A 14,215-nucleotide genomic window follows, 5' to 3' on the forward strand; every position below is an offset into this window, starting at 1 on the left:
TAATTTTATATAAAGTTATAGTGCTTTCATACTTAATTCTTGAGAAAGATTATTTTTGTCTAAAAAAATATAAGCAAAACCCTCTCTATTTTGTTGTTTTAACAACAATCCTTTTATAATATTAAAGGAATTTTTGTCATTAATAGATAAGTCAGAAATAATAAACAATAAAGGTTTATATAAAAATTCATTCAGTAAGTATAGTTTTAAAAAACTTAAATTATCTATTTTTTTATAATCACTATATAAAATAAAAAAATCTAATTGAACACTTTTAAATCAATTATTTAAGTTTTCAATTGCATAATATTTATAAAAAATTTTCTTTTTTTTATTTTTATTTCATTGAAGAAAATTGGGGTTTTTAAAATAAGCAAGTAATTTGTTAAGAATATTTAAAATATAATTGTTAGATTTTAATAATTCACATACAAATTTATTATCCAAGAACTCATTTTTAAATCAATTACATTTATATGCTTCATTGTTTGCTATGTTAATATTTTTTAATAATTGATTGCCAATTTTGTCAAATTTTTTTAAATTAACATTTAAATTACTTATTTGTTTATTTCTATTTTGAGAATTTGCTTTTCAATAAAATAAATAGTCATGCATAAAATTATTAATATTTTTTTGAATATTTTTTTTATTTTCAAGTAATTTATTAAGTTTATTTCAAATACCTATTTTATTTAGATTAGAAAAATTTACATTTTTGTAATTTTTATATTCATTTTTAGGCAAAGTTGTATTGCTTAAAAATTTTTTTATTTCATCAGATCAAAGTTTTATTTTATTTAGATTTAAAAACTTATAAAAATTTTGCAAGTCTGTTGATGATGAACAATTTTCTTCACTCAAATTAAAATCTACTAATTCTTCCTTTTTACTTCATAAAAAATCTTTTGCTTTGGCTTCTGAATATTCATAATATTTCATAAATAAGAAATTTAAAAATAAACTTAAAAATTGAATACTTTTTGTTCATGTTCAATTATTTAAATAATTATCCAATGAATTTAATTCTTTTGAAAAAAAAGTTAAATAATAAATTTGCGATTTTACAAAATAAAAATTATTTATATTTTTAGTTTTCTTTGCTACTGATTCATATCTTTTTATTAATTTTTTTAATACTAATTTATACTCATTCCGAATAAAAAATAGGGCATTTTTAAATTCTAAACTTTCATTAAATGATTTAAATAAAAAAAAATTACTTTTATTTTCTTTAACTTTTTTTAAAAAAAATTTATTTTTAGAATATTCATAACGTAGTAATGCATCTGTTTTAGCATATTGACTTAATTTACTAGCATTGTTTATAAATAATTTCAAAATAAAATAATGAGTTTTGGTGGATTCATAAAAAATATTTTTGTTTAATTTCTTTTTATATTGATAATAAATGTCTTGAAAATTAATTAAAGATTTATATGAATTTGTAGATTCTTGAAATGAAAAATAAAAATTTTGATAGTAATTTTCAACAATATTTTTAGCTTCTGAAATGGCTATACTTATTTCGCTAGGATCTAAATAAATTAAATTTTTTAAATATTTACTAAAAACAATTAAGTTGTAAATTTTATACTGATTTATTTTGTAAAAAACAAACGTTTTTTTATTTTTGAATGAACATATAGATTGTCATCATAAATATAACAAATCATGTATTAAACTTTTTTTTCAATTTTTTATTAATTTTCTTGATGAAGAATATTTTGTAATAAAATCAGATTGATTTTGTTTGACCTTTTTTTTAATTTTTTTTAGAAAAATATTTAAAAAATAAGTTCTATCACCATATTTAAAATCATATTTTATTTCATTAATTTTTTCATTATTTCATTTTAATTGATTGATCAAAGAATATTCATCACATTTACGTTGTAAATTTAATTCTTTGTCTAAAAAGAAAGAAATTTTATTCCATAAAATTAATAAGTCATTTTTAAAATTAGATAATTTGTTTATAGATTGATTCAACTCATAAGATAGTGATATGAAATATCTTTCATTTATTTGTTTTACATTAAAAAATTTTTGATTTAGTTCTTTAAATATTTGGGAAAAAATTTGTAAACGATTTTTGTGATAAATAACAAGTTCATTTAAAATTTTGTTTGCAATATTAATTTTTTGAAAATTAGAAATTGAAAAAATATTATAAATTGTATTTTTTTTAGATTTTTTAATCTTATTTAAAGAAGAAGCAATTAATTGATTAAAAATATCATCATTTGTTTTATTTTTGAAATTATTAAATAATTCATCACTTAATAATCTAATTTTTAATTTTAGTTTTTTTTTTATTTTATTTCTTGAATTACCATAAATTCATTCATCATTAAAACTAATTGAACCTTTAAATTTTTTTTGATTCAATAATAATTGATTAACTAAATGTGATCATCCTACTTTTAAATTCTCATCTTTAATATAAATTCTGTCATATTTATTAAATATTAAATAAGGAATTGTGTTTACAAAATTATGTAACAAATCACTTTGATAGTGTATTTTCCAAGTAAAAAATGATATGTGGTGAAATTCACATATCATTTCTTTTTCGGTTGAAATAAAAAATAAATTTTTTGATAAATACATAAAAATTAATTATTTTGTGACATCTGTTTTTGTAGACTAGAAAGAACTTTTGTTAAATCTATAGAACTTATAAAACATGATTGACCTCTGTGAATTCACTTTGGATTATTGATATCATCAAACATTATAAAATCACCATTGCCATAAAGTTTTGATAAATAATTTTTATAAATTGGTATATTTGAGTCCAAATCGCTAGGTAATTTAAAACCAAAACATAAATTAAATTTAATTTTAAATAAATCATCATTCATTTCATCAGATAACAAAATCATATAGCAATTTAAAACTTTTGCATGATTGCTAATTGTGTTAATAAATTTAAATAAATATTCTTTATTTTTGTGAATCAAATCTTGAACATCATTAATCACAATAACTAAAGGTTTAATTTGCTCTTTATTAGATTTAGTTTCATTATATTTATCAATACTATTTACATTATTATTTTTAATTAAATTAATTCGATATTTTAATTCTGCAAGAATTTTATCTAATAATATGAAAGCATCATTTGCGTTATTTGAAATTGAACTAACTAAATGTGGTTCTCGTTCAAATTTAGATAAATGTGAAGATCGTGTATCAACAATAGCCAACATTAAATCTGTTGATGAATAATGTGTAATTAAAGATAAAAGAATACTTGAAATTAACATTCCTTTACCAGAGCCAATTGCTCCAATTAAAAAAATAGTAGGATATTCTATTAAACTTATGAATAAATCTTTATTTTTGTCATTTAAACCAATAACACAATTTAACTGATTATTGTACGTATGAATATTTTGATTCAATGAATTAAAGTGAATTTTATTAGGAAAAGGGACTTGAAATTGAAAATATAATTTATTATCTGATTTAATATAAACATCAAAATTACTTACATTTAATGAATTTTGTATTTCTTTTTTATTCTTAGCCAAAATATTAATATCTTCATTTTTTTCAAATTTAGTTTCTATAGAAATCAAACTAGGTCCAACATTAAAATCAATAATAGTTCCTTTGATTAACAATCTAGAAAATAAATCATTTAAATTACTAATAGATGTCTTAGTAAATTCATAATTTTTATCATAATTGTTTTCGGATGAACCTTGAATTTCTTCATAAAAATTAATTGATTTTTTTGATAAATTTTTAAAAGTAAAGGTTTCCACTGTACTATTAGTTTCATAAGTTAATGGTAAATTATTTGTATTTTGTTTTAATCCAATTTCATAATTATAATCATCAGAATTTCCAATTAAAATTGGTTTAGTATTATTAATTGTAGTGGCAAAATCAGAGGAAATATTAGTTGCCTCAGTATAATCATTATTAGGTTCGTTAATAACATTTGCTTGCTTGATTGAATTATTTATTTGTTTATAAAATCCGCCCATTCAAACAATACATTTTTTTCTTAAAAATTCAATTTTTTTTACTTTTAATTTCACACAAACAATTAAAGCAATTATTATAATCAATATAACAAGTATGATAAACAATATAAAAGCCGGAACTCCTGATGTGAGTGCAAAAAATATTGTTCATAAAAGATTCCCATTTATAAAAACTCCTGCAGTTTCTCAAACTCACTTACCTGAAACCCAGCTAAATTTTTTTCACGATTGAAAAAAATTAGTAAAAAAAATATTAATGGTCATTTCACTGCTAATATTTCACATTTGAAAATAATTTACAATTGCAAATATTAAAGCAAATGTATACATTACTAATAAAAAAAATAAAATGAAACGTTTGGTTAAAATTAATCGTCAATAACGTTTTGTATAAATTAAAAAACAAATACCAATTAAAAATAAACATAAATAAAAAATATATTTAGCTGTTCCAAATAAAAGCAGATCAAAAATAACCCCATCCAAAAATTCACCAAGATATGGTAATCTTAAAAGGGAAAAAACAGAAATAATAATAGCAACAAATCCAAATAATAATCGGAATGTTAATTGCTTAATATTTTTATTTGTTTCTGATGTTGTTAATCATTCAATATTTAAATTATTTTGTTGATGAGTCATAAAATTTGATTAAGATGCAATGTCAATTATAGTTGGTAAAACAATAGGTTGCTTATCAATTGTTTTTTCAAAAATTTTAGTGATAATTTTTTTCAAACTAACTTTTAACTCTCTCATTTCACTAACTGAAATATCTTTTTCTTTTTGATTTGCCTTTAATGCCAATAAATCATTAAATAGATTATTTGATTGTTCATAAATTTTATTTTTAATAACATTTAATTTAGACTCTTCATCAGAAACTCCATAAAGTTCACATTTAATTTCTGAATGAAACTTGTGCTCTTTATGATTATAAAAAACCAAAATAATAGCTACACCATTTTCTGCCATTTGTTCACGCTCAAACAAAATACTAGTATCAATATCTTGAACTCCAGAAGAATCTACATACTTAGATTCTAATGTTATTTCAGTAATACCTTTTTGCAATAAACCATTAACAAATTTAATAACTTCACCATTGTATAAAATACAAATCTGATCTGATGTAAAACCTACATTTTTTGCAATTGAAGCATAATGAATAAAATCTTTATATAAACCACTAGTTGGAATGACATATTTGGGTTTTAACAAATGTAATAAATATTTATGGTCCTCATTTGAAGCTTGCATTGGCAAAACATCATTTGTTAATTTAACATATTCTACATCATGACGAGCAATATCATCTAAAACTTTAGCTTCAACACCTTCATAACCTGCTACTCTTGGTGTAACTAGGATAAATGTATCTCTATTAGTAAAATGAATTTTTTCATCTTCATCATTTGCAATCTTGCTTAAACGAGAATACAATCTATGTGGATTGGAAGCAATGCAAACAATTGCATTGTCCACTTTATCAATTTCAGAAATTGGTAAAGTAACTAGATTACGATTATTAAAAATTTTGTTGCGAACAATTGTTGAAAATACATTAATAAATGTATGTGAATAAATAATTAATGGTCGATTTTTTTGCTTAGCTAATTGAGCTACAGTTAAAATTGTATAAGCATTAGAATCATAGCAGGATACAAAAATTCTTCCATCCGGATTAGAATCATTAATAATTTTATCCAAAATTTCTTTTGATTTATGTTTAGGAGAAGTGAAACCAAGGTTTTTATTTACATATCCAACACCGACAATAAGTGCTAAAACATTATTGTTAGTAATTGCTGCAATTTCATTAAGACTGCTTTCAAAAGCTAAATTTTTATCACTAGATAAAATAAAGTCATCAATATATATAACATACCCTTCTGTAGTTTTAAATGCAAATCCAAATGATCATGACATTGAACTAGATACTTTAAAAGGAATAATTTCTTGGTCTCCAATTATTAAAGTTTTTAAATTATCTAGAGTTATTATTTTTAGCATTTTAGGAGAAATAAGTTGAATTTTTTTTTCAATTATTGTTTCAATTAATGATTTACCAACAATACTTGTATATATTGGAATAGGACCAACAGCTTTTAGTATGTATTGTAGTGATCCCAAATTTTCTTGAGTTGGATAACCAATAAAAAAACCTTTAATTCGATTTTTATTTTTTGCTAATCAATCAAAGTCAGGAATTAACTGTTTTACCCCAAGCAATGATGCCGTTGGAACTAATACACCACAGTTTACAATAAAAATATTATTGTTTATCTCTAGGACATAACAATTTTTTCCTCTTTCGTCCTGACCACCCAATGCAAAAAAACTAAATTTATTGTTAGATAGTTTTTTAAAATGCTTGTGATTTTTATTTGTAAACTTGTGCTTATTATTAGTATTCACCTTAGGTTAGCTCCATAACTACTTAGATTTAACATTATTTTCTTAACAAATTAAAAACAAGTAATTTATTAATAAAATAAAAAACTATAAAATATATAAATAAAAAAGCAAAATAAAAACTAATGTCTAAGATTTAACTTTTTAATTAAATCTCTATATGCTTCTAAGTTTTTTTGTTCTAAATAAGCTAATAAACGTTTTCTCTTAGAAACTTTACGATATAAACCACGTTTAGATATAAAATCTTTTTTATTGTTTAATAAATGATCTGTCAATAATTTAATTTCTTCAGTTAAAATTGCAACTTGCACAAAAACACTGCCTACATCAGTATCAGTTTGTTTGTAATTATTAATAATTTCAAGCCTTTTTGCTTTACTTAAAGCCATGGTTTCTCCATTTCAATTAATTGGATATAAAAAATAAATTAATATGCTCAAACACAATTAACATTATATATAAAAAAACACAAATAAACAATTTATATATTTTTGTGTATATAAGTTAAACAATATTAGCTTTTAATTTATCAAACTTTTATTTTGAAATTTAAATAAGTATTTGATTTACCATTAATTATTAAATGTATGTGGTTATCTTATTAAAAATAATCTTTTAAGTTGTTATAAAACACTTTTTGTTTTAATGACAACAAGAACATTAAAAAATAAATTTTGCATCAAATTCAAGTGACAAATTTTATAGTTGTTCTAAATGTCTTGTAATTTTGCCACTCTGTAAACTGAAATTAATAAATATTTTCAATGATTAATATAAAAAAGTATTTATTGATGTATAAATTGTATTGATAAACACAAAAAATAATAAGTACAAATTATTAAAATAATTAAAAACTAAATTTATCAAACTTTTATTTAAAAAGTTTATTTCAAGTTTTACAAAATCACTTATTTTTAACAAAATTCTCAATTTTTAAATTGAATTTTTTATTTAAAAAAATAAATAATTTTTCAAAACCGTATCTAATAAAGAAAATTATTGCAATTGATATATAAGACAAGATATAACCAATAATCATTACTAATGGATAGTTATGTACCCCTAAAAATTGTTGTACCCCAAAGTACTCTCCACCATTTATTCAATCATTTTCTAAAATTCCAGTTGTGTTAGATGTAATTGTTGGTACAACACTTAATATGAATAAAATATAACCAAAATAAACAAAAGCAAAAACATGCATATATCCAAAAAGTATAATTTTTCATCCTCTAAGTCAACAAATAATCATTAAACTTAAAATAAATGATAAGAAATGCATCATAAAATAAAGTTGATTTAAATTATCACCAATAAAAATATATTGCCAATAATTATTTGGCAAAACTGAATTTGCTTCTGAAACAATTTGACCAAATATTGTTACAAGTGCCCCAAATAATCCAAATGGGGCCATAATTTTAGATAAATTTTTGTTTTTTAAAAACAAAGTTAATGATCCAAAAATAGCATAAAAAGGGCACAAATCTAACAAAAATATCCTGCTTAAAGATATACTTTGAGATACATTAATGTTATTAGTAAAATTTGGCATCAAATATTGAAGTTGTCTACCAAAAAAAACATATAAAAAAACAAATAAACCATTAAAAAATCAAAAATAATAATTTTTACTTATCTTTTTAGTTAATGGAGTAATAATGATTATTCCTAAACCTGTTACTATTGTAACTATCAATAATATTGTACCTAATTGCATATGCATTAAGTTTAATACAAAAACTTATAAATGAAACAAATAACACAAAAATACTAAACCAAAATTATATATGCACATATCATCTAAACATAAAGTGCTAAAGATATTGGTTCAAATAAAATTACTCAAGTAAATAATAAGTTTATTTGCTATAAAATTTTAAATAATATAAAAATTTAAAAAACTTATTTTATTAGTTTGATTGAATTAATAGAAACTTTATTCAAAAAATATCTAAATAATCAATTAAATGTTTTTTTAAATACGCTTAATTTAATAAAGTAAAATTACACAAGTTAAATGACAAAATAATTTAAATGGGTAATTTATATAAATGAAAATTGCAATTGTTTATGGAACAAACTTGGGTAACACTGCAGAAGTAGCTAACTTAATTGCAAAGGAAATGAAAATAAGTAATAAAGATGTTTATGATGTAAATGATGTGGATACTAACACATTAAATCAATATGAAGCTTTTATTTTAGGAACCTCTACTTGAGGAATAGGTGATATGGTGGATTCTTGGCAAGAATTCAATTTTAAAAAATTTAATTTAAATAATAAAGTTGTAGCATTATTTGGTTTAGGTGATAGTCAAATATATGCATTTACATTTTGCAATGGTTTGGCAAAATTACACAAAGCAATTCAAACTAATAATAAAAAAGTAAAAATTGTTGGGGAAACAAGTACAAAAAACTATACATATAGCGAGTCAGAAGCAGTTAAAAACAATAAATTTATTGGTTTAGTTATAGATTATGATAATTTTCCTGACAAAGTTAGTGAACAAATAAAAGATTGAGTTAAAAATATAAAAAAATATTTTATTTAATTTTATTTTTATTTTCAATGGCAATTTTTAATGTATGCTCATCAGCATAATCAATAGATGAATTTATTGGCAATCCCATAGAAATTCTGAAAATATTAATAGGTAAATTTTTTAGTAAAAGTTTTAAATAATTAGCAGTCAATTCGCCATCAATAGTAAAATTTGTGGCAATTAAAATTTCTTTTATTTCATTTTTTTGAATTCTATTAACTAAAAAGTCAAAATTAAACATTTCTGGCGTGATATTTCTAGATTTTGATAATTCACCGCCTAGAACATGATATAAACCATTGTAACCTTGACAATTTTCTATCACAAGTAAATCATCAACTGTAGAAACAACACAAATTTGTTTTTTGTCTCTATTAGGAGAATTACAAATATCACAAATTTTATTTTTAGATAAATTGTTGCATTCTAAACATTTTTTAATATTTGCACGTGCAATTTGAATTCTTTGAACAAATTCTCTTATAAAATACTCATCTTTTTTAAGCAAAAAGAAAGCAATTTTTCTAGCATTTTTACTACCAATACTAGGTAAAGCTTTTATCGCGTCAACCAAATGTTCAAATTCTAATAAATCACTCATGAAAGTTAAAATAAACCAGGCATCTTAGGCATTGAATTTTCTGCAATTTCATCCCGTTTAGTTGTAATTTTTAAAATTGCTTCATTAATAGCCTCAGCAATCATTTCTTGTAACATTAATTTATCTTCTGGATCAATTAGAGTGTTATTTATGTCAATTTTAATAATATTTAAATTACCCATAATTTTTATTTTAACTGAACCATTTTTATAATCAAAATCAAATTCAGTTTTATCAAATTCATCTAATTTTTTTTCCATTTCACGTTGATTTTTTTTAATCATTTCTGCCATTTTTTGAAAATTCATTTTAAATTACCTCGATTAAAATTTATTCATATTTTAAACTATCACCAAATAAATTTTCTGCAAATTCTTTGGTTTTATTATTTTTTAAAACACTTTTGCTAATTTCATCAATATTTAAATCAGGTATTGCACCACGATCTTTAATTTTTTTATAATTATTTGTTCATTTTTTTGCAATTTCTTTTGTCACACCAATAATTATTAATGGTTTAGAAAAATTGTCATAAATGAATTTATTAAATTTTAAATCAAAAATATGATTATTTACAAATGTGATTTCATCATCATTTGAATACAACAAAACAATTCCTTTATCAGAAGCTAAAAGGATTTTTTTATAATTCAACAAGAAAGAAATATCATTTGAAACATCTTCCGTGTTTTTTAATTTTTGAAAAATAATTTCATAATCATTTAAAAGAGATTTGTTGTACATTTTTGCAATACTAAAAAAAGTTGATTCCAAAAAAATATCATCAATTTTATTTAATGTATCTAATGTATTTATTTTTTCTTTATCATTATTATTAAAAATGAGTTCTTTAGTTTCAAAAATATCATCAATTTCATTAATTAATTCTTGGGTCTGAATAACAGAAAATTTATTAACACTTGATTTATTAGTATTAATTTCATTTTCAATTTGTTTTTCTTTTATTTCTATTTTTTTATGTATTTTACTAGTGTTAATATCATCATCATTATTATTATTATTGTTGTTGTTATTGCTATTAAAATTTGATTTTTTATTAATTAGATTCATTGCTTTGAATATAGCAAGTTCAATGTTGTATTTAATATTAGTATTGTATTTAAATTTACCTGTCAAATCTTCTCAAATATTTGCTAACTGTAAAGCATAATTTTCATCTTCTATTTTTATTTTTTTAATATTAGATTCATTAAATATTTTTAAAATAGAAAAATTTTTATATTTTAAATATAGATATATATCAATAAACATAATAAATGTATCTTGAATTAATAAATTTAAATTTATTCCAGATTCTTCAAACTTATCAATAATTTGAATAGCTTTTTCGGAATTATCTAGAACTAAAGAATTAATAAATTCAATTTTTTGATCCTCATCTAATAAGCCAAATATTTGATTAACATCATTTTCATCTATTTTTTGTTGGGCATTTTTATAAGATTTTATTTGATCTAGTAATGTAATTGCATCTCTAGCAGCTCCATTGGCTAAATTTGCAATTTTTGCAATTGCTTTTTTGGTAATATTGATACTTTCTTTTTCACTGATATATGTAATTAAATTTACTAATGAGCTTTGTAAAAGTGGTTTAAAACTAAAACATTGACATCTAGAAAGAATTGTTAATGGAATTTTGTGATATTCAGTTGTTGCAAAAATAAAAACAACATGTTTGGGACAATCTTCAATAGTTTTTAATAAAGCATTTCAAGCTCCAGTTGTAAGCATGTGAACTTCATCAAGAATAAATACTTTAATTTTTAAATCTGTTGGTAAATAATGAACATTATCAATTATTTGTCGAATTTCAGATACACCATTGTTACTTGCAGCATCCAATTCAACAACATCCATTGTTTGTTCATTGTTAATTTTTATACAATTTGCACAATTATTACAAACATCTTTGTTTCAATTTAAACAATTAACTGCTTTAGATAAAATTTTAGATACTGTTGTTTTGCCTACTCCTCTTGGGCCACAAAAAAGGTAAGCATGAGATATTTGGTTTTTATCAATTGCATTAATTAATGTTTTAACAATATGATTTTCGCCAGATAAATCTTCAAATTTATACGGACGATACTTATTATACAAAGCATCATTAATCATAAAAAACCTTGAAATATTGTTTAAATAAATTTACTAAATAATAAATTATAAAATCAAATTCTTAGTAGAAATTAAAGTAATTAAAATGTTCCTTTATAACTTTCTTTCAGCAATAAATTGGCATAATAAGCATGCATTGCTCCATTATCACCTGTATATTGCATTTCAGGAACTAAAACATTTTGCTTTAATTTATGCAGCTCACTACGCAAAAAACTATTAGCACTAACCCCTCCTCCCAAAGCAATGCAACTTACATTATATTTGTCTAAATAAAATTTAACTCTTTTTGTAAAATCAGTAATTATTAATTTTTGAAATGATGAAGCAAATTCTACAACATTTAATTTTTTTTTAGCAATAGTTATTTTGTTAATATAATTTAATGCAGCAGTTTTAATACCTGAATAACTAAAAACTTTATGATTGGTGGTTGTGCTTAGAAATTGAATAGAATTTGATTTACTTGGATCATATAAAGCATCTATTTTTCCTCCACATGGGTATGATAATCCTAAAGCACGTCCAACTTTATCATATACCTCTCCAATTGCATCATCCAATGTTTCATCTAAAAGAATAATATTGCTAGCACTATTTACAAGGTAAATAGATGTGTGTCCCCCTGAAACAACTAAACCTAAACAAGGATATATAATATTTTTATTGTTAATTGCAGCACTAAAAATATGAGAATATAAATGATTTACAAAGATACATGGAACATTTAAATTCATAGCTAATGTTTTTGCAAAAATTTTACCTACATGTAAGCAACCAGGCAATCCAGGTTCATTTGCAAATGCAATATGTGTTATTTTATCAAATGAAATACCAGTATCTGTTAATGCTTTATCTAATGCTTTTACTAAATTTTCTTCATGCGATCGTGCTGCTATTTCAGGAACAACTCCACCATATTTTTGATGTAAATAATCTGAAGATAAAATTACATTAGCAATAATTTTGTTATTTGATCATATTCCAATACCTGTGTCATCACAAGTAGTTTCAATCCCAATAATTACATTTTTGAATTCAATCATAATTTAACTTCACTCAGTATTTTTAAAACGTAAATAAGCATTAATTATGGTTTGTTTTTGCCAAGCATTTAATGGGGCTTCAACTAAATTAGTAATATCAGTTTCAATTGGGACATTAACTGAATAAGCCATTTTAATTGCTTCACTTAGATTAGGATCTTTTTCATTTTGAAAATAGTTATTTGTATAAACAACACTATTAATATTGGGTTCTTGTCCACTAATGATTTGTAATGGGGAGGTATATTGTACAAAAGAAAAATTTAACATTGGCCCATATTTATAAATATTATTTTCTAATGTTTCAAATTCATCTGGATTGTTAGAATCAGTGCCTTCAAGTGTAATAGTTTTAATAATATCGTATACATCTTCTAAACGCTTTTTGTTATTAATTTGATTTGTTTTATTAATTACCAAGCAATCTAAAGCTATAGGAGTAAAACTAGGGATAACAAAATGAAAATTTTGTGATGTAGGCAAATTATTTAAGGAATTTTCACCACCTTGGGCAGCAAAAATAGCATCGCCATTGAACAACATAGCTCCATTAAGAGAACCAATAGCTAATTTATTTAAAATAATGCTGCTATCAGAATTTAAAAAAATTGGTTCAGGATTTGTTCCTAATGTTGATTTGTTAATTTTTTTTCCATTACTTAAATTTTTATAAATATTAATGTAATCATTAATAGATGGTTTTAAGTTTGTATCAGATGAAGGATTAACACTTATCATATTTTGATCAGAATTAACAAGATTTGCTACAGAAAATAAAGTTCTTTGATCTTCAACTGCACCTAATTTACTAGAATCAAATTTTGCAGAATTGCTTCCAATTACATTTAAAATGGTATCTCAATTGGAATTTGGTTGAAATGAAATTTTATCCCCTCGATATGCAAAAATATAAGTTTGTAAAAAATATGGAACACAATATTCCAATAAATTAGAGATACCCAAATTAGAATATCCAGTTAAAATTTTTTGTACTGAGGGAATAAATAATGATAAAGCATCATTTGCTGTCAAAATTGATTCCTTAGTTATAGGATTTTTTAAATTAAAAATAGATCAATTTAAAGGAACTAATTGATCTTGTTTAATTAATTCAATTACTGCATATGTTGATGCATCACCAATTGAATATGTTCCATTTTTAAAATTAGTAATAATATTTTCGTTTGATGCATAATAATCAAAACGTAAATCTTTAAAATTATTGAGTAATCTTTTTTGTAAATCTAAACTCATATATGATTCAAAATTAGCAAATACTAGTGGATTACTTATGTCTAATGAACATGATGATAGAAAAATAGTTGCTATAGGTAATGCAATTAGTGCATTAAAAATTTTAAATTTAATTTTGTTCATCAATAATTGCCTTAAGATTTTTGGTAGTTTTAATATTCTTTTTTAAACTTCTAATATTTAATCTCATAACTTTTTCTGTTTTTCTAA

The 14,215-nt window shown here is 22.1% G+C and carries 11 protein-coding genes; 1 reads left to right on the forward strand and 10 read right to left on the reverse strand.

Annotation, left to right across the window (positions count from 1 at the left end; genetic code table 4):
- Window positions 1–15 precede the first annotated feature (15 nt).
- From T383_RS0101420 to T383_RS0101440, 5 genes are all read right to left on the reverse strand, one after another.
- A complete protein-coding gene (locus tag T383_RS0101420) occupies window positions 16–2,508 on the reverse strand; it encodes a hypothetical protein (RefSeq protein ID WP_156940236.1) in 2,493 nt (830 codons plus the stop codon).
- 110 nt (window positions 2,509–2,618) lie between these two features.
- Window positions 2,619–4,643, reverse strand: a complete 2,025-nt coding sequence (locus T383_RS0101425; RefSeq protein WP_033159906.1) for an FtsK/SpoIIIE domain-containing protein — start codon at window positions 4,641–4,643, stop codon at window positions 2,619–2,621.
- A 9-nt stretch (window positions 4,644–4,652) separates the two neighbouring features.
- Entirely contained in the window at window positions 4,653–6,419 is a 1,767-nt protein-coding gene (locus T383_RS0101430) for a ribonuclease J (protein ID WP_052663969.1), read from the reverse strand.
- Between the two features lie 119 nt (window positions 6,420–6,538).
- Entirely contained in the window at window positions 6,539–6,808 is a 270-nt protein-coding gene (rpsO, locus tag T383_RS0101435; RefSeq protein WP_033159907.1) for a 30S ribosomal protein S15, read from the reverse strand.
- 482 nt (window positions 6,809–7,290) lie between these two features.
- On the reverse strand, window positions 7,291–8,139 hold the full coding sequence (locus tag T383_RS0101440) for a DUF5378 family protein (RefSeq protein WP_052663971.1): 849 nt from the start codon (window positions 8,137–8,139) through the stop codon (window positions 7,291–7,293).
- Window positions 8,140–8,473: 334 nt separating this feature from the next.
- On the opposite strand from T383_RS0101440, the gene T383_RS0101445 reads away from it, so the two are divergent.
- Window positions 8,474–8,977: a flavodoxin gene (locus T383_RS0101445; protein ID WP_033159908.1), complete on the forward strand. Its 504-nt coding sequence runs from the start codon at window positions 8,474–8,476 to the stop codon at window positions 8,975–8,977.
- Here the strand turns inward: T383_RS0101445 and recR are convergent.
- From recR to T383_RS0101470, 5 genes are all read right to left on the reverse strand, one after another.
- Window positions 8,970–9,569 carry a recombination mediator RecR gene (gene recR, locus T383_RS0101450; RefSeq protein ID WP_033159909.1) on the reverse strand — a complete coding sequence of 200 codons (600 nt, stop codon included), beginning with the start codon at window positions 9,567–9,569 and terminating at the stop codon, window positions 8,970–8,972. The genes T383_RS0101445 and recR overlap by 8 nt on opposite strands.
- A 5-nt stretch (window positions 9,570–9,574) precedes the next feature.
- The gene (locus T383_RS0101455) at window positions 9,575–9,877 is read right to left on the reverse strand and encodes a YbaB/EbfC family nucleoid-associated protein (protein WP_033159910.1); all 303 of its coding nucleotides are present in this window, start codon (window positions 9,875–9,877) and stop codon (window positions 9,575–9,577) included.
- Window positions 9,878–9,899: 22 nt separating this feature from the next.
- The gene (dnaX, locus tag T383_RS03735) at window positions 9,900–11,705 is read right to left on the reverse strand and encodes a DNA polymerase III subunit gamma/tau (RefSeq protein WP_052663973.1); all 1,806 of its coding nucleotides are present in this window, start codon (window positions 11,703–11,705) and stop codon (window positions 9,900–9,902) included.
- A gap of 80 nt (window positions 11,706–11,785) precedes the next feature.
- The gene (gene tsaD, locus T383_RS0101465) at window positions 11,786–12,751 is read right to left on the reverse strand and encodes a tRNA (adenosine(37)-N6)-threonylcarbamoyltransferase complex transferase subunit TsaD (RefSeq protein ID WP_033159911.1); all 966 of its coding nucleotides are present in this window, start codon (window positions 12,749–12,751) and stop codon (window positions 11,786–11,788) included.
- Between the two features lie 3 nt (window positions 12,752–12,754).
- Entirely contained in the window at window positions 12,755–14,128 is a 1,374-nt protein-coding gene (locus T383_RS0101470; RefSeq protein ID WP_033159912.1) for a type 2 periplasmic-binding domain-containing protein, read from the reverse strand.
- Window positions 14,129–14,215 lie beyond the last annotated feature (87 nt).

Origin of the sequence: Mycoplasmoides alvi ATCC 29626 (assembly GCF_000701785.1) — a bacterium.
GTDB classification, from domain to species: Bacteria; Bacillota_I; Bacilli_A; order Mycoplasmatales; family Mycoplasmoidaceae; genus Mycoplasmoides; species Mycoplasmoides alvi.